The sequence below is a fragment of the Enterocloster lavalensis genome (assembly GCF_046603895.1).
Taxonomy (GTDB): domain Bacteria; phylum Bacillota; class Clostridia; order Lachnospirales; family Lachnospiraceae; genus Enterocloster; species Enterocloster lavalensis.
In genome coordinates, this window is sequence record NZ_CP176637.1 from 1,443,530 (window position 1) to 1,460,097 (window position 16,568).

A 16,568-nucleotide genomic window follows, 5' to 3' on the forward strand; every position below is an offset into this window, starting at 1 on the left:
AAAAAATCCGTCCCCCCACGCGTGTTACCTCAAAATCACACCGCGGTTGAACGGACTTTCTTCCTATTATAATATTGTCTCAGACGAAACGTCACCTCACCAGTTTCCCGGGGACGCTGTGGCGCAGTGCGCGCAGGATCTTTTCGTTGGGTTCAAACAGGATCTTCACGCAATCGGCGCCCTGCTGATAAATCAGCGCATAGGTCTTGGACTCGTTGCGGCCGGAGGTGCAATCCTTGACCTTCATTCCGGTCTTCTCGTAGTCCTTCAGCATATAGGAATCCGAGGGGGCCACGATCTGAATTTCCTCTTTTTTACAATCCAGGACTTTTTTCCGGCGGGAGCGGGCCAGAATCCGGTCAATGGAGACATCCCCCTCCACCACCAAATACTCGAATTCCACGCTCAGGTTGATAAACACAAAGTAGGCGGCTATTCCAACCGCGATCAACAGGATCGCACCAAAAGCGGTCTGCATGGCGATCAGCAGGGAAACCAGGCACAGCACCGCCATGAGAATCTTCACAGGGATCGCGTAGATCGGATCTTTGCGCTTTACCAGCCATTCTGCGTATGCGTCGTCGTTCATTTGCATTTCTCCTTCTTATGTTGTGACTTGGGCACGGACCAGAAAAATCGAGTAGGAGGGAGTGATTAACTCCCGTCCTCTCACACCACCGTGCGTACCGTTCGGTACACGGCGGTTTCAATAGTTGACGTGCACGGACTGATAGGCAGTAGCTAAATCATAAAAGCCTCTGTTTATCAGTCTTTCTTGTGTTAATGCTCTGTTGACCGCTCCCATTCCCGTTACATACCAGTATTTCCTGCGGCTGTTTGCCGCCTGATGTGCAAAATATTCAGGTATCCCGAGTTTTATTAGGTTTCTTTTCCTTGTTTTGGGTAACTTCCATTGTTTCCATATGCACATTCGAATACGGTGATATAGCCATGAGTTTAGTTCGTCTATCCTGTTCTTCATATCCGCAATCCCATAATAATTCAGCCATCCACGCATGAATACTTTTATCTTTTCCAATGAAGGACGTATACTCTGACAAGACCTTCGGGAACTGAGCTCTTTCAGTTTTGTCTTCATCTTCTTCCATGACTTCCCATGAACCCGGACATATATGCCCTTCCCGTTCTTTCCCAATGTGAAGCCAAGAAACTTAAAATTTCGAATTGCAAACACACTTACTACACGACTTTTCTTTTGATTCACTTTCAGTTTCAGTGTTTTCTCCAGATATTTCGTGCTGGATTCCAGTAATCTCTTTGCGGCTCTCTCACTTTTAGCTAACAGCACAATATCGTCTGCGTAGCGTACAAATGCCACTCCCCGCTTCTCAAACTCCTGGTCGAACTCGTTCAGATAGATATTTGCCAGCAGTGGTGAGATGTTTCCGCCCTGTGGCGATCCTTCTTCGGTTTCCATGACTACACCGTTTTCCATGACACCACTCTTTAGGTATCTCTTAATCCACTGGATTACTCTTTCGTCCTTTACATTCCTTCGCAGGATATTCAGGAGCATTTCGTGGTTAAGTGTATCAAAGTATTTCGACAGGTCTAATGTCACTGCATGGGTATATCCCTGTTCTGCATACCCCTTCACTTTCAGAATGGCGTCTTTTGCGCTTCTTCCCGGTCGATAACCATAGCTGTTTTCCGAGAATAGCGGCTCATAGACCGGCATAAGCTGTTGTGTTATGGATTGCTGGAAAATACGGTCTTTGACGGTTGGAATACCAAGCTTTCGTATTCCACCGTCTGGCTTTGGGATTTCCACTCGTCTTACCGGGTCGGGAGTATATTTCCCCCTTTTGATTCTCCCGATAAGCTCTTTCTGGTTCTCCCGAAGGTATGCTCCGGCTTCCTCCACGGTCATTCCGTCGATTCCCGGTGCTCCCTTGTTTGCCTTTACTCTCTTGAAAGCTCTGTTCAGGTTGTCCTTATCCAGTATCTTCTCTAAGAGCTCCGGTTGTGCACTGTCCCGTTCCTTCCATGTCCGACGGAAAGAACGGTGCGCTCTCACATACCCTTCACGTTCCGCGCTATCTCTTTGCGAGCAGCTTTCTCTGTTTTCTGCACCCAATGTTCTTTCCTCCTTTCCCGGTTGTACTAAGGACTCCTATTGATTCGGTCCTTCGCCTCTCGGCTACTATGACCTCGGCTGACTTCTGTACGTTCAGCATTATCTCACGATAATGGTTATCCCTTTCAGGACATATCGTACAGACCTCCCCGGGTACCACACGTTTCTTTCTCTCCATCTATCTGCCACATTTACCATACATGATTCCGTGTAGTTATTGGGCTTCAACTTGTGGGGCAGTCTTACCCTCATGCATAGCCTGATGTGATTTCTGTTCGTCAGACCAGAGATTTGCCCATGGGTTAGTATGTTCCCCATATCCGGCTTCCTTCAGATTCCACCTCACGATGGACACCCTTGCCTTCGGCTATATCCTTCCCACTACCGGGCGGATTCCGGACTTGCACCGGTTAGAAACGTGCGCCGCCGGGCGCACCCACAAAAGGGCGGCCCGGTTGAGCCTTACTGCTCCCGGGCCGCCCTGATATCATGGTTTTTATCTGATTAGTACATTCCGCCCATGTCCGGTGCGCCTGCGGGTGCAGGTGCTGCTTCTTTAATATTAGCAACTACGGACTCAGTTGTCAACAGGGTGGAAGCTACGCTGGTCGCGTTCTGCAGAGCGCTTCTGGTAACCTTGGCGGGATCCAGAATGCCAGCTTCGATCATATCCACATATTCTTCCTTGTATGCGTCGAATCCTGTGCCGATGGGGGATTCCTTTACTTTGTTCACAATCACGGAGCCTTCCAGACCTGCGTTGGCTGCGATGTGGAACAACGGAGACTCCAGAGCCTTGAGGATCAGTCTTGCGCCGGTCTTCTCATCGCCTTCCAGGCTATCCACAACTTCGCTCACCTTGCCTGCGGCATGGATGTAAGCGGAGCCGCCGCCTGCGATAATTCCCTCTTCCACAGCCGCTCTGGTCGCATTAAGAGCGTCCTCCATACGCAGCTTGGCTTCCTTCATCTCGGTCTCGGTAGCAGCGCCAACACGGATTACCGCAACGCCGCCAGCCAGCTTCGCCAGTCTCTCCTGCAGCTTCTCACGGTCGAAATCAGAGGTGGTCTCCTCGATCTGCTTGCGGATCTGGGCAACTCTGGCGTCGATGTTGCTCTTCTCGCCAAAGCCGTCAACGATGATGGTGTTCTCCTTCTGAACCTTAACGGATTTTGCGCGTCCCAGCTGATCCATGGTGGCTTCCTTCAGATCCAGACCAACCTCGTCGGAGATCACGGTGCCGCCGGTCAGGATCGCGATATCCTGCAGCATCTCTTTTCTTCTGTCGCCGTAGCCCGGAGCCTTAACCGCAACTACGTTGAAGGTGCCTCTCAGCTTGTTGACGATCAGGGTGGTCAGAGCCTCGCCCTCTACGTCCTCGGCGATAATCATCAGTCTTGCGCCGGTCTTAACGATCTGCTCCAGCAGGGGCAGGATCTCCTGGATATTGGAAATCTTCTTGTCGGTGATCAGGATATAGGGATCGTCCAGATTGGCTTCCATCTTATCCATGTCGGTGCACATATAAGCGGAAACGTAACCTCTGTCAAACTGCATGCCTTCCACCATATCCAGCTCGGTCTTCATGGTCTTGGATTCCTCAATGGTGATTACGCCGTCCTTGGAAACCTTCTCCATCGCGTCCGCTACCATGGTTCCAACTTCGTCGTCGGAAGCGGAAATTGCGGCTACTCTGGCAATCTGCTCTTTGCCGGTAATGGGCTTGCTCATCTCTTTGATGGCCTCAACCGCAGCGTCGGTGGCTTTTCTCATGCCCTTTCTCAGGCCGATGGGATTCGCGCCTGCAGCCAGGTTCTTCATACCCTCGCACACCATGGACTGGGCCAGCACCGTAGCGGTGGTGGTTCCGTCTCCGGCAACGTCGTTGGTCTTGGAAGCAACTTCCTTGATCAGCTGAGCGCCCATGTTCTCAAAGGGATCTTCCAGCTCGATCTCCTTGGCAATGGTAACGCCGTCGTTGGTGATCAGCGGAGCGCCGAAGGACTTGTCGAGTACAACGTTGCGGCCTTTCGGTCCCAGGGTAACGCGTACGGTATCTGCTAACTGGTTAACACCGGACTCCAGCGCCTTGCGGGCGTCCACACCATATTTAATCTTCTTTGCCATGACTCATCTACCTCCAAATATTGTTTTCTATGTCGCGTATTTTAAATTTATTAGAATGATTGACGGTAACTGTTCAGCAGGTCTGCGCACTTGCTGCGCTGACCCTATGAAAACCTAAGCTTGCAGGCAAAAATCCAACGATGAAGTCGATTTTAAATGGATTTTTGCTCGTATCGTATCTGTGAAGGTACTGAACAGATACGATTGACGGATTATTCAACAACAGCCAGGATGTCGTTCTGCTTTACGATCACGTACTTGTCGTCCTCGATCTCCACTTCGGTGCCGGAATACTTGGAATAGATAACCTTGTCGCCGACCTTCACCTGCATGGTCACTTCCTTGCCTTCGATCACGCCGCCGGGTCCAACTGCGATTACCTCCGCCTGCTGGGGTTTCTCCTTTGCCGCTCCGGGAAGCACGATACCGGATTTAGTGGTCTCTTCCGCTACTAACTGTTTTAACACTACCTTGTCAAACAACGGTACTAACTTCATGATGAATTCCTCCTTGCAATCAGTTCTGTTTTTTCTTTTTCAGGTTTGTGCAACCCCTTTATTTACTCACATCATATGTTATAACACCAGTTATTAGCACTGTCAAGAGTTGAGTGCTAATTTTCTTAGATTTTTATTTTTTTTTTACATTTTCCTGCAATTCCCTTCCTTTTTTTCTGCTTTCGTATTACAATAATACTAATGTAAATATAATAAAGACTGAATCACAGTGAAAGGGGTTTTCAATATGGCTAAGAAGGGATTCGGAAAATTAGTCGCATTCGCGGCAGTCACAGGCGCTGTAGCGGCCAGCGTCTCCTACGCGCTTCGATACAAAACATTCCACAGTGAACTGGAGAAGGACTTCCGTGAGTTTGAGGACGGAGAGGATGAAGCCTGCGAGGACAGCGAGGAGCGCACCGTGGACCCGCGCCGCACCGACCGCAATTATATTTCCCTTCACGCCAGCAAGGATGAATTCAAGCTGGCTGCCAAGGACATGGCGGAAGCCACCAAAAACGTGCTGAAGGACGCAGGGGCCGTCATTTCCGACACCGCCCACGAGGCCGTCTCCGCAGCCGTGGACACCGCCCACATCGCACTCACCGCAGTGAAGAACAAGCGCTCCGAGTTTGAGGACGCGATGGATGAGGACGAGGAGGAAGACTCCGAGCTGTTTGAGGACGAAGGCTTCCTGGACGACGATTATGTGGACGACGACGATCTGTTCGACTACTCCCGCACAGAGAGCGATGGGATTCCCGCCTGGAAGAAACCGCTTCCCGAGGAGACGCCCGCTCCCGCGGCCCCGGCAGCAGAACCCGCTCCCGCAGAAGAGCCCGCAGAGCCGGACCAGACCGCCGGCGCCGAGAAGGTGACCATCGAGGAAGATACGATCTGATTTTCCCCAAAATATGGTATTCTATGCAAAAGAAATGCCGGTTCCTCACGATACCTATGCTTTACCCGCGAAGAGACCGGCAGATTTCGGTTACCACCCGCAAAGTGCGGAGCGAACCGCTGAATCAGCTCATAAAATCATGATCCCCGTCTTTTTTATAAAGACGGGGGTTTTTGGTTGGAGACAGCGGGCTGCTGGCGCGGACTGTGATCGATCGCCGGATGGAATGAGCCCTTTCCGCTCATTCCTCAACATCCCACACCAGCAGGTTCACCCACCGGGGCTGCTTCATCTCCTCCTCCGTCAGGGCGTAGGCGTAGGCCGGATTGTCGTCGGCTTCCAGGTGGTAAATCCCCTCCTCCGGGCCCGGGATCCAGCGGTCGTCCGGCTGAGTCACGCCCTCCTTCACCTCCATGGTGTAGGTGGCCGTCACGCCGTCGGAACCGGTGTTCCGGTAGGTGATGGTTCCCTCCATCTTGCCGCGCACAAACCGTCCCTCTTTGCGGACCTCCTCGGCTTCGCCCTGGGGCGGACCCTGATAGTAGCGGTAGCCGGAGACTCCTGCTCCGTCCATGCGCCCGTCCTTCCAGGTTCCCTCCGAGTAATCATATCGGGGTTTTTCCAGCTCCACCGCCTGCAAGGCCGTGCAGCGGCCTTCCGGCCCGTTTTCCCCGAAGCTTCCGTAGAAAACGCTGGCCGCGCCGGTCAGCACCAGCCCTTCTCCGGCCAGATCCGCCCTGAATTCCGTCCCGTCATAGCGGTACCTCTCCTCCCCAAACGTCTCATAATAAAGCCAGCTGAGCGTGTCGCCGTCCGCCAGCAGCTCTGCAGCAATCCGCTCCTTACTCCCGCTTTTCACCGCCGCAGCCAGCCGCCGCACTGCCGCCAGCTCCTGCTCGTTTAATTCCGGCACCTCGGATAGGGCGGAAAAATCCGTGCCGCTGCTCCCGTCTGCGCTCCGGCCTGTCCCCGCTAATCCGCTTCCGTCCGCGCTCCGGCCCGCTCCAGCCCCCCCGCTTCCATCCGCGCTTCGGCCCGTCCCCGCTAATCCGCTTCCGTCTGCGCCAACGCCGCTTCCGTCCGCGCCCAGCCCGCCAGACCCGGCCGCCGTGTTTCCGGCTGCCCCGGCTCCGCCTCCGGCGTCCGCCATCCTTCCATATCCCGCGTTCCCGGCCCCGCCGTCCGCTGTTCCTCCGAAGTTCTGGGCGGCTGCCCATATGCCGTATCCCAGCAGCACGCCCGCGGCCGCGGCTATAATCTGTCTCTTCTGAATCATCTGTCCGTCCTCTCTGTCATTGCTGCAATCCACCGCTTCCCGCTTCCCCCGGTCACGCTCCCCAGGCCTCCCGCAGAAGGCCGGTGCCCAGGCGGATGTCGTCCTCGGTCAGGCTGGCGTAACCCAGCAGCACCGTGGAGGGACAGCACCTGTGCTCCGGGTGAATAAAATACCCGGACATCCCGTATACCTTGACCCCCAAATCCGCAGCCCTGCGCACCAGCTCCTCCTCGTCCAGGCCGCCCCTGTGGGTCAGGAGCACATGCAGTCCCGCGTACTCGCCGCGTATCTCAAACCGGTCCTCCAATTCCCGCAGACCGGCTAACAGCGCGTCATGCTTTCCCTTGTAGACCGCCCGCATCCGGTTCAGATGGCGCTCATAATGGCCTTCTGTGATGAACTGGTACAGAATATTCTGATCGATCCGCGACACCGTGGAGGCGTAAAATCCCGCCCGCTGCCGGTAAACCGCCACCATAGCGGGCGGCAGCACCAGAAAACCAACACGGATGGCCGGAGCGATGGATTTGGAGAAGGTGCCGATGTAGATCACCCGCCCGGCCGTGTCCATGCCCTGAAGCGCCGGTATGGGCTTTCCCTTGTAGCGGAACTCGCTGTCGTAATCGTCCTCAATCAGATACCTGCCCTCCCCGCCGCAGGCCCAGGCCAAAAGCTCCTGGCGGCGGCGCACCGGCATCACGATGCCCGTGGGATACTGGTGGGCGGGCATGACATAGGCCACGTCCGCGCCGCTTTTTTCCAGCTGTGCCACATCCATCCCATAGCGGTCCATCTCCACCGGAGCCACGGGGTAACCCATGCCGTTAAACACCCGGTAAGCCTGCTTGTAGGTGGGATTTTCCATTGCGATCTTGTGATTCATTCCCAGAATCTGGGATAACAGCAGCCACAGGTACTCGCTGCCCGCGCCGATAATAATCTGCTCCGGCCTCACGTTGACTCCCCGTGCCGAGTGCAGGTAACTGCCGATGGCCGCCCGCAGGGACCGCTCTCCCTGGGGATCTCCGCCCGCAAACATCTCCTTATTGTCGTCCACCAGGGTATTTTTGCTGATCTTCCGCCAGGTATTGAAGGGAAAGCTGTCCAGATCGATGCCCCGGGGTGAGAAATCCACCCGGTACTGCTCGCGGCTCCCTGCAGGCTCCGGCACAAAACTCCCCGTCTCCTGGCCCTTCACCTCCACCAGCTCCTCGATGCCTGCCACAAAATAACCTCTGCAGGGCACCGCCTCAATATACCCCTCGGACAAAAGCTGTTCATAAGCCATCTGGGTGGTGCTGCGGCTGACCTTCAAATTGTCCGCCAGCACCCGTGTGGAGGGCAGGCGGCTCCCGGCCGTCAGGCGGCCGCCCCGTATCTCATCCTTGATATACTGATAAATCTGCTCGTACAGCGGGCGCTTGTCCTGGGCGTAGAGCGGCACCATCAATTCCATTTTTTCCCTCCTCCCAACGCAAAAACCGGCGGCAGCTCTGCGCGTTGCGAGCGAAGCTTCCGCCGGGTTCTCTTTCAATGTGACGCCCCGCCGGCGCAGCCTGCGGGTTATTGCTGGTTTTTCTGGTTATTTGGGCAGCTTGAAGGAACTCTTAAGGGATACGATCCGGTTGAACACGGGCTTCTCTGGCGTGCTGTCCTTGCAGTCCGCACAGAAATAGCCGTTGCGCACAAACTGGAAGCTGTCGTAGGCTTGAGCCTTTGCCAGCTCCGGCTCCACATAGCACTCCTTTAGCACGACCAGGGAGTTGGGATTTAAGTTGAGGGAACCGTCCTCATTCAGCTTGCCCTTCTCCTCGTCCACGATGTTCTCATACAGACGGCACTCCACCTGCTTAGCGGTGGGCACCGCAACCCAGTGGATCGTACCCTTTACCTTGCGGCCCTCGAAACCGGAACCGCTCTTGGTCTCGGGATCATAGGTGCCGTGCACCACGGTCACGTTGCCGTTCTCGTCCTTCTCGCAGCCCGTGCATTTCACGAAGTAAGCGCCCATGAGACGCACCTCGTTGCCCGGGAACATGCGGAAATATTTCCTGGGCGGCTCCTCCATGAAGTCCTCCCGCTCGATGTACACCTCGCGGCTAAAGGGCACCAAACGGCTGCCGAGCTCCGGGTTCTCCAGGTTATTGGGGATCTCAAGCTCCTCCACCTGGCCCTCGGGATAGTTGTCGATCACCAGCTTCACCGGGTCCAGAACCGCCATCATCCTGGCCTTTTTCAGCTTCAAATCCTCGCGGATGCAGTATTCCAGCATAGCGTAGTCCACAGAGCTGTTGGCCTTGGAAACGCCCACCAGGTCCACGAACATGCGGATGGACTCCGGCGTGTAGCCCCTTCTGCGCAGGGCTGCGATGGAAACCAGACGCGGATCGTCCCAGCCGTCCACGATCTTGTCCTCCACCAGCTTCTTGATGTAGCGCTTTCCCGTGACCACATTGGTCAGGTACAGCTTGGCAAACTCGATCTGACGGGGCGGATTCTCAAATTCGCACTCTTTCACCACCCAGTCGTACAGCGGTCTGTGATCCTCGAACTCCAGGGTGCAGATGGAGTGGGTAATATTCTCGATGGCATCCTCGATGGGATGGGCGAAATCGTACATGGGGTAGATGCACCACTTGTCCCCAGTGTTGTGGTGGGACATGCGGGCCACGCGGTAGATCACCGGGTCGCGCATGTTGATGTTGGGGGAGGCCATGTCGATCTTGGCCCGCAGCACCTTTGCGCCGTCCTGGTATTTCCCCTCCTTCATCTCCTCGAAGAGCTGTAAATTCTCCTCGATGCTGCGGTTCCGGTAGGGGCTTTCCTTGCCGGGCGTGTTGTAGTCGCCGCGGTACTGCTTGATCTCGTCGGCGCTGAGGTCGCAGACAAATGCCTTGCCCTTTTTGATCAGCATCACCGCGCACTCGTACATCTGCTCAAAGTAGTTGGAGGCGAAGAACAGCCGGTCGTCAAAGTCGGCGCCCAGCCACTTCACATCCTCTATAATAGACTCCACGAACTCGGTTTTCTCCTTCGTGGGATTGGTATCGTCAAAACGCAGATTGAATTTCCCGCCGTACTTCTGGGCCAGGCCGTAGTTGAGCAAAATGGACTTGGCGTGTCCAATGTGCAAATAGCCGTTGGGCTCCGGTGGGAAACGGGTTTGGACGTGGTTGTATACTCCGCTCGCCAGGTCTTTGTCGATCTCCTGCTCAATGAAGTTTTTGGAAACCACTTCTTTCTCCTCAGTTTCCATTACGGTATCTTTCTCTGCCATAAACTGTTCCTCCGTTATCTGATTCCCTGCTCCGCTGTATTCCCGGCGCGGACAGGCGTATACTCTGCTATCATAGCACATTTCTCCATTCCGGGAAAGGGGGCGGCCGGGAAATTTTTAAAATACTTCCCGGCCGCCGGTATTTTCATACACCAGTTTCTCATATTCGCCGCATGGCATCGGCTTGGCGCAGTAGTAGCCCTGGATGTAATCGACGTTCATGCGCTTGAGCAGATCGTACTGGTCTTTGGTCTCCACCCCCTCGGCCGTCACCTGGATGTTCAGGGACTGGGCCAGGCCGATCACGCTGGCGAGGATCTTCTGCAGCTTGGGCCGCTCGGTGGAGTCGTCCACCAGCCCCTTGTCGATCTTCAGATTGTCGATGGGCATGCTGCGCAGAAGCTGAATGGAGGAGTATCCCGAGCCGAAATCGTCCATCAGGATCGGCACGCCCTCCCGCCGGAAGCCCTGCAGCGTTTCCCCCAGCAGCTCCTCGTTGTCAAACATCACCGTCTCCGTCAGCTCCAGCTCCACCAGCCCCGGCGGCACGTGCCACCTGCGGATCAGGTCCAGATAGCGCTCCACAAACCCCTTCTGGTACAGGTGGAGGCGGGAAATGTTCACGGAAACCGGCTGCACCGCAAAACCGCGGTCCAGCCACTGCCGGATCTGGCGGCACACCTGCTCGAAAATGTACTCATCCAGCCGGATGATCATGCTGTTGCTCTCAAACACCGGTACAAACACCCCCGGCGGAATCATACCCTCTACAGGAGAATTCCAGCGCACCAGCGCCTCCGCGCCGTAAAAGCGGCCGCCCTTCACGTCGTATTTTGGCTGGTAATAGACCTCGAACTGTCTCTGGCTCACCGCCTCCTCAAAATGATTCTCCAGCTCCTTCTGGCGGACCATCCGCTCCCGGATTCCGGTGTCGTAAAAGCCGCAGTTCTCGATGGCCCCCATATTTTCCCTGGAAAGCGCCGCCTTGGCCCAGTCCAGCATCTTGTCGAGCACCTCCGTCTTATCCTCGATCTGATAGATTCCGGCGGTCATCCGGACGTCGTAGGCCATCTCCTCCATCTGGCTCCGGTTCAGCCGTTCCATGCCGTGGATCATGTTCTTTACGCGCTCCCGCAGCTGTTCCTTGTCCCGGTAGGACAACAGGGCGGCGAACCGGTCCGCGTTTAAGCGGGCGCAGGCCTCCTGCTTGCCGATGTGGGCGCTTAAATAGTCCGCAATCACCCTCAAAATCCGGTCGCCCTCGGCAAAACCGTGCAGGTCGTTGATGTACTGAAACATGCGCACGTTAAAGCAGACCAGCGCATAGGGCGTTTCCCGGGAACCGGACAGGATTTCCTGCACGTCGAGGCGGAATTTGGCAAATGAGGCATGGCCGGTGACCGCGTCCGTCAGTGCCGTATCTTCCACTTTTTTCCAATAGCGTTTCTTGATCATCCAGATCTGGTACGCCATCAGGGCCAGTATACCCAGACAGGCGGCCATCATGGTGTAGGCCAGGCTCAACATGCCGTTGACATTTTCCTCAACCACCCAGGAGGGGACGACGCTGAGCAGATACCACTGGTTCACCCCCAGGGGCTGGTAGTAGACGTAGCGCCGTCCGTCCTCCCGCTCGTACCGGAGGGACCCGCTTTTGTGGGCCGCGATCTCCTCCCGCAGCAGGTCCATCTGCTGCGCGTTGGTGTCGGAGATGGCGCTTACCTCCTTATAAAAATTGTCCAGATTCCCCAGGCTGGCCGGATTGCGGGAGCCGCTGACGCATTCCCCGTCCTCCTTGATAATGTAGCTGTACCCGCTGCCGCCGAAGGTGGAGACTGAGAGACTGTCCTCGTAAAAATCCGTGGAATACGTGCCGAACAGCGCGTACGTGCCGCCATTCCTCGCGGTGAAGGGCACGCCGTACACGGTCACCGGCTCCCCGTCGATCAGGTCGGGCACCCGGTCGGACACAAACGCGCTGCCGGCAAACGCCGTTTTGAAGCGCTCCCCCACCTGCGTGGACCTGGCGTCCACATCCGAGCCGTCGGTGGCGTAGCCGGTGCCGTCCTCCCGGACAATCCCCATGCGCTTGAAGTTGTTGGCCTGATCCACCGCCGTCAGCTCCCCCACCAGTTCCCGGATATCGCCGGAAGGGTTCTGGGCCAGCAGGATCGCCAGACTTTCCAGCATCATCTGGTTCTTCTCGACCTCCTGGCGGACCACCTTGGCGCTCTGATCGGAAATCTCAGCCAGCGTGTTGACCATCTTCGCCTGGGACGTGCGGTAAAATAAAACCGCATACACGAGAACCAGCGCGACCATTACAAAGGCCGCGATGCCGATTCCCGAAAACATTTTCTTTGTCGACTGCTTCATAGATCGATTCCTCACTGTCCGGATCTGCTCATGACCGCTATTATATATCAAATGCCGCCGGGCTGTAAACCCCCGATCCGGCCGCCCCATGTCCCCCCAGAACAAAAATCCGGTGGAAATTCATGGCAAATTTTGCTATACTGTTTCTAATTACGGCCTATATTCCGGGTATACCGGCGGCCACACTGGATATTCCAGTCAAAAGCTGAAACAGAAAGCGGGAGTTATTATGAAAAAAGCAGCAAAATTTGCATTTGTCAAGAGCATCCCCATCATGCTGGGGTATGTGTTTCTGGGCATCGCCTTCGGGCTGGTGCTTCAGAAGGCGGGCCTGGGACCTCTGTGGGCCCTTCTCATCAGCGCCTGCGTCTACGCCGGTTCCATGCAGTTCGCCCTGGTGGGCATTCTCACCGGCGGACTCAGCTTCGTCACCACCGCTGTGATGACCCTGTTCATCAACAGCCGCCACGCATTTTACGGCCTGACCTTTATCGAGCGCTTTAAAAAAATGAAAAAAGCCTATCCTTATATGGTATTCTCCCTGACCGACGAGACCTACTCCCTGCTGTGTTCCATGGCCAGGCCTCGGGACTTCACGGACCGGGAATGGGACATGGCCACGCTGTTCGTCTCCCTGTTCGACCAGTGCTACTGGGTGGCGGGCTCCGTCCTGGGCGCCCTGGCCGGGCAGCTCATCACCTTCGACTCCACGGGCATCGACTTCGCCATGACCGCGCTGTTCGTGGTCATCTGCGTGGATCAGTGGAAGCACGCGAAAACCCATATCCCGGCCCTGGCGGGATTTGCCTGCGGCATTTTCCTTCTGGCCCTGATCCGCTCGGCCAACTTCATTCTGCCGGCCCTGGCGGCCGTGGCGGGCGTGCTGCTCATCTCCCGCCGGATCATTGAACGGAAAATGGAGGATTCATCATTATGACGGAAAAATATGTACTCATCACTGTGATCATCTGCGCCCTCTGCACCCAGGCCACCCGCTGGCTCCCCTTCCTGCTCTTCGGCGGTAAAAAGGAGGTGCCGCGGATCGTGCGCTATCTGGGCGCGGTGCTGCCCGCCGCCATCATGGCCGTGCTGGTGGTCTACTGCCTGAAGGGCGTCACGCCGCTCGCTTACCCTTACGGGCTGCCGGAGTTAATCAGCGTGGCTCTTGTGGTGGTGCTGCACCTGTGGAAGGGGAACACCCTGGCAAGTATTGCGCTGGGCACGGTGTGTTATATGGTGTTGGTGCAGGGGGTGTTTTGAGGTTCCCTGCCTGGGACTTGCGGTACACAGTATTTAGAATGTTTCCGGGGTCATGTTCAGTTCACGCCTGGCTTCCAGCCAGTCCTGGTCCAGTTTGATGTCCAGGCTGCGCCGGAGGCCTTTTATTATGATCTGGGTGTGCAGTACCTTCATATGGCGCTCCTTTTCATCCAGAACATTTCCTCCGAACAGCGCCGCCTCGCTCAGGGAGTCCGGCGGAGTAAAATAAAACCGCCGCTCCCGCTCGTCCCCGGAAAATACCAGATAAAACCGGGTCTCCTGTCCCGTCAGAACATAGCGGACCCGGCAGCGCGCCTCGTCGCGTTGGCCGAACAGTTCTTCCGGGAAGGGTTCCTTCCCCAGGAAATGCAGCAGCACCCCGGTGTCCGTGGAGGCCAGAAAATTGGTGTGGATCTCCCGCAGGAAATCCCCCAGCTCCTCCAGCGCCTGACCCGCGCTGGGCTGCAGGTCAAAATCCCAGGCGAACTCCTCGCCCGTTTTCTCCCCTCTGAGCACCATCTCGAATTTTTCCATAAAATCCTTCCGGCCGCCTCTGCCGCTCTCGGAGAGCTTGGCGGAGGATATGTATTGTTCCTCCAGCAGAAGAATCCGGTCCTTGATATCCGCGATGGCCAGATTGTTCCGGTAGGAAATGGTCCGGATTCCGTGGGCGTAGGCCAACTTTTCCGCCTCCGGGTTAAACCCGTTGGCTGCGAAAAACGCTCCCAGCTCCATCCTGCGCCCCCGCACCATGGAGTCCGTCAGGGAATCGTCCACAAAATAATTTTCCTGTATATCTTTCAGCACGCCGATGAAGCTGCGGATCGAGTTCTTCTGCACCTCTTTCTGCAGAAACTTCGCCTCTCCCAGAAGCCGCACCGGATATAAAAAAGGGATAAAGCCGTCGTAATCAAAGGGGCAGTCGATCTGGTGCCACCCGCCCCGGCCCTTCAGCTCCACAAAATTCGCCCGGTTCATGCGCACCTTCCCCGCATGTTCCGCCCCCGGCCGGACCAGTGAAAACCCGCTCTGCTCCAGAAGAATCCGCAGCACCGTCTCAAACAGGCTGCCGCGGACCATACCCCGCTTTGTATTGTTCTCTCCACGCATCGGTTTACCTCCCCGTCTTGTCTGTCATTGTATAAACAAATTTTAACATTTTTGTTGGGAAATAACAAGGAATCCCGGAAGTTTCGCCGTGCCAGCTTATGTCCGGCAGCCGAAAAAGCGCCTTTTGCAGCGTTAGCCGCTCAAAGGCGCTTTCCTTGAATGCAATGGGCCGCTGGCGCAGCCTGCGGGCGATTGTTTTTATCCTCTTTATTCTTTTACGGCATAACCGGCTTCTTCCCCGGCTCCACCGGACAGACGTAGACGCCGCCCGTCCGCTGCTTCAGCTCTTCCCTTGCCTGCTCCACCACATCCGGCCGTAAAAAGGACATCACGGTGGCCAGTGCCATCGTCTTGGCGGCGCACACAACCGCCTTGTGGGTGATGGAGGAGGCCACCTGGGAGGTCACCTGCCAGGAATGTCCCGGGGTCCCGTTGGCGTAGCAGGTCACCCAGAGCTGGCCGGTGGGCGTCACGTAGCTCACATCCCCCACGTCGGTGGAGCCCGGCATATATTTGTCGATTCGGAAATAGGGGCCGATTTCCTTTACCAGGGGCGTGTCCCGGAACTTCTCCCCGTCCGGGTACGACAGGTTGATCCGCATCATTCCGGCAGCCTTCTCATTTTCAGAATACTGATCCCAGAAGGCCCTTGCCAGCGCCTCGTCCTGCGCGTCAAACTGCGGCGGCCCGGCCAGATTGAAGGCCTCCACAAACAAGCGGCTGATCGCGTCGTTGGCGATGAAATCGCTCATTCCCGCGGTCACATTGATATCGCACTCCGTGCCGGTCATCAGCGCCGCGCCTCTGGCCACATCCTTCACCCGCTCCAATACCTGGACGGCCAGAGCCATTTTGGGCGCGCGGATGTAATATTTCAGGCAGGCGTTGGCGTGGACTACGTTAGGGGCCTTCTCGCCTGCATTCTGGTAGGCATAGTGCATGCGCACCTCTGTGGGCACATGCTCCCGCAGATAGTTCACGCCCACATTCATCAGCTCGCAGGCGTCCAGGGCGCTGCGCCCCAGATGGGGAGCCGCCGCCGCGTGGGCGCTCCGCCCGCGGAAGGTAAAATATACGCAGATATTGGCGTTGGAGCTGTAGCCCTGGACGGAATTGCAGTTTCCCGGATGCCAGGTAAAGCAGGCATCCACATCCTTGAAATAGCCGTCCCGGGCCAGAAACATTTTCGACCATCCGGCTTCCTCCCCGGGGCAGCCAAACACCTTCACCGTGCCTGCGCCGGGATATTCCTTTAAATAGTCCTTTACCGCCACGGCGGCGGCAACCACGCCGGCTCCCAGCGCATTGTGCCCGCAGCCGTGCCCGGGCTCTCCCTCCGCCAATGGTTTGTGGGACGTGCAGGCGGCTTCCTGGCTCAGGCCCGGCAGTGCGTCGTACTCCGCCAACAGCCCGATCACCGGCCGGCCGCTGCCGTATGTCCCGACAAATGCCGTCTCAATGCCGTCGATCCCGCGCTCCACCTGAAATCCTTCCCGCTCCAGGGCCTGGATCAGCAGCCCTGCGGACCGGTGCTCCGCCAGCCCCAGCTCCGGCACGGCCCAGATCGCATCGCTGAGCGTTATAAACTGTTCTTTCTTTTCCTCCACCAGTTCCAATATCCGACTGGTATTCATTGTCTCACTCAT

14 protein-coding genes are annotated in these 16,568 nt (G+C 56.4%); 3 read left to right on the forward strand and 11 right to left on the reverse strand.

The annotated features are described in order from the left end of the window. Window positions 1-91: 91 nt before the first annotated feature. The 5 genes from ACK2JC_RS06315 to groES all read right to left on the reverse strand — a co-directional run bounded on the left by ACK2JC_RS06315 (window position 92) and on the right by groES (window position 4,722). Window positions 92-589, reverse strand: a complete 498-nt coding sequence (locus ACK2JC_RS06315) for a DUF6106 family protein (protein WP_092369733.1) — start codon at window positions 587-589, stop codon at window positions 92-94. A 117-nt stretch (window positions 590-706) separates the two neighbouring features. Next, window positions 707-2,098: a group II intron reverse transcriptase/maturase gene (ltrA, locus tag ACK2JC_RS06320; protein ID WP_411337818.1), complete on the reverse strand. Its 1,392-nt coding sequence runs from the start codon at window positions 2,096-2,098 to the stop codon at window positions 707-709. Continuing rightward, window positions 2,058-2,276 carry a hypothetical protein gene (locus tag ACK2JC_RS06325; RefSeq protein WP_411337816.1) on the reverse strand — a complete coding sequence of 73 codons (219 nt, stop codon included), beginning with the start codon at window positions 2,274-2,276 and terminating at the stop codon, window positions 2,058-2,060. Before ACK2JC_RS06325 ends, ltrA begins: the two co-directional genes overlap by 41 nt. 326 nt (window positions 2,277-2,602) lie before the next feature. Further along, window positions 2,603-4,225 carry a chaperonin GroEL gene (groL, locus tag ACK2JC_RS06330; protein WP_092369736.1) on the reverse strand — a complete coding sequence of 541 codons (1,623 nt, stop codon included), beginning with the start codon at window positions 4,223-4,225 and terminating at the stop codon, window positions 2,603-2,605. Window positions 4,226-4,437: 212 nt separating this feature from the next. Then, a complete protein-coding gene (gene groES / locus ACK2JC_RS06335; protein ID WP_007709099.1) occupies window positions 4,438-4,722 on the reverse strand; it encodes a co-chaperone GroES in 285 nt (94 codons plus the stop codon). 247 nt (window positions 4,723-4,969) lie between these two features. On the opposite strand from groES, the gene ACK2JC_RS06340 reads away from it, so the two are divergent. Next, a complete protein-coding gene (locus ACK2JC_RS06340; RefSeq protein WP_227168371.1) occupies window positions 4,970-5,623 on the forward strand; it encodes a hypothetical protein in 654 nt (217 codons plus the stop codon). A gap of 241 nt (window positions 5,624-5,864) precedes the next feature. Here the strand turns inward: ACK2JC_RS06340 and ACK2JC_RS06345 are convergent, their stop codons facing one another. From ACK2JC_RS06345 to ACK2JC_RS06360, 4 genes are all read right to left on the reverse strand, one after another. Continuing rightward, window positions 5,865-6,899 (reverse strand): hypothetical protein, encoded by a 1,035-nt coding sequence (locus ACK2JC_RS06345; protein ID WP_320937111.1) that lies wholly within the window; start codon window positions 6,897-6,899, stop codon window positions 5,865-5,867. A 52-nt stretch (window positions 6,900-6,951) separates the two neighbouring features. Then, window positions 6,952-8,355 (reverse strand): PLP-dependent aminotransferase family protein, encoded by a 1,404-nt coding sequence (locus ACK2JC_RS06350; protein ID WP_118756696.1) that lies wholly within the window; start codon window positions 8,353-8,355, stop codon window positions 6,952-6,954. Window positions 8,356-8,481: 126 nt separating this feature from the next. Next, window positions 8,482-10,176, reverse strand: a complete 1,695-nt coding sequence (locus ACK2JC_RS06355) for a glutamine--tRNA ligase/YqeY domain fusion protein (RefSeq protein ID WP_320937112.1) — start codon at window positions 10,174-10,176, stop codon at window positions 8,482-8,484. A 117-nt stretch (window positions 10,177-10,293) separates the two neighbouring features. After that, a complete protein-coding gene (locus ACK2JC_RS06360) occupies window positions 10,294-12,552 on the reverse strand; it encodes an EAL domain-containing protein (RefSeq protein ID WP_320937113.1) in 2,259 nt (752 codons plus the stop codon). A 229-nt stretch (window positions 12,553-12,781) separates the two neighbouring features. On the opposite strand from ACK2JC_RS06360, the gene ACK2JC_RS06365 reads away from it, so the two are divergent. Both ACK2JC_RS06365 and ACK2JC_RS06370 read left to right on the forward strand, forming a co-directional pair. Beyond that, on the forward strand, window positions 12,782-13,489 hold the full coding sequence (locus ACK2JC_RS06365) for an AzlC family ABC transporter permease (RefSeq protein WP_320937114.1): 708 nt from the start codon (window positions 12,782-12,784) through the stop codon (window positions 13,487-13,489). Further along, window positions 13,486-13,812 (forward strand): branched-chain amino acid transporter permease, encoded by a 327-nt coding sequence (locus tag ACK2JC_RS06370; protein ID WP_092369751.1) that lies wholly within the window; start codon window positions 13,486-13,488, stop codon window positions 13,810-13,812. Before ACK2JC_RS06365 ends, ACK2JC_RS06370 begins: the two co-directional genes overlap by 4 nt. Window positions 13,813-13,845: 33 nt before the next feature. Here ACK2JC_RS06370 and ACK2JC_RS06375 read toward each other — a convergent pair whose 3' ends face one another. Together ACK2JC_RS06375 and ACK2JC_RS06380 are read right to left on the reverse strand one after the other, a co-directional pair. Continuing rightward, entirely contained in the window at window positions 13,846-14,922 is a 1,077-nt protein-coding gene (locus ACK2JC_RS06375; protein ID WP_092369753.1) for a hypothetical protein, read from the reverse strand. Window positions 14,923-15,137: 215 nt separating this feature from the next. After that, window positions 15,138-16,568, reverse strand: a complete 1,431-nt coding sequence (locus tag ACK2JC_RS06380) for an amidohydrolase (RefSeq protein ID WP_107435750.1) — start codon at window positions 16,566-16,568, stop codon at window positions 15,138-15,140.

What these genes read in the sequence shown, in the direction of transcription:
- ACK2JC_RS06380 (WP_107435750.1), bottom strand. Translation starts at nt 16,568, where the DNA reads ATGAGTGAGACAATGAATACCAGTCGGATATTGGAACTGGTGGAGGAA.
- groES (WP_007709099.1), bottom strand. Translation starts at nt 4,722, where the DNA reads ATGAAGTTAGTACCGTTGTTTGACAAGGTAGTGTTAAAACAGTTAGTA.
- ACK2JC_RS06315 (WP_092369733.1), bottom strand. Translation starts at nt 589, where the DNA reads ATGAACGACGACGCATACGCAGAATGGCTGGTAAAGCGCAAAGATCCG.
- ACK2JC_RS06375 (WP_092369753.1), bottom strand. Translation starts at nt 14,922, where the DNA reads ATGCGTGGAGAGAACAATACAAAGCGGGGTATGGTCCGCGGCAGCCTG.
- ACK2JC_RS06340 (WP_227168371.1), top strand. Translation starts at nt 4,970, where the DNA reads ATGGCTAAGAAGGGATTCGGAAAATTAGTCGCATTCGCGGCAGTCACA.
- ACK2JC_RS06355 (WP_320937112.1), bottom strand. Translation starts at nt 10,176, where the DNA reads ATGGCAGAGAAAGATACCGTAATGGAAACTGAGGAGAAAGAAGTGGTT.
- groL (WP_092369736.1), bottom strand. Translation starts at nt 4,225, where the DNA reads ATGGCAAAGAAGATTAAATATGGTGTGGACGCCCGCAAGGCGCTGGAG.
- ACK2JC_RS06360 (WP_320937113.1), bottom strand. Translation starts at nt 12,552, where the DNA reads ATGAAGCAGTCGACAAAGAAAATGTTTTCGGGAATCGGCATCGCGGCC.
- ACK2JC_RS06345 (WP_320937111.1), bottom strand. Translation starts at nt 6,899, where the DNA reads ATGATTCAGAAGAGACAGATTATAGCCGCGGCCGCGGGCGTGCTGCTG.
- ACK2JC_RS06350 (WP_118756696.1), bottom strand. Translation starts at nt 8,355, where the DNA reads ATGGAATTGATGGTGCCGCTCTACGCCCAGGACAAGCGCCCGCTGTAC.
- ACK2JC_RS06370 (WP_092369751.1), top strand. Translation starts at nt 13,486, where the DNA reads ATGACGGAAAAATATGTACTCATCACTGTGATCATCTGCGCCCTCTGC.
- ACK2JC_RS06365 (WP_320937114.1), top strand. Translation starts at nt 12,782, where the DNA reads ATGAAAAAAGCAGCAAAATTTGCATTTGTCAAGAGCATCCCCATCATG.
- ACK2JC_RS06325 (WP_411337816.1), bottom strand. Translation starts at nt 2,276, where the DNA reads ATGGAGAGAAAGAAACGTGTGGTACCCGGGGAGGTCTGTACGATATGT.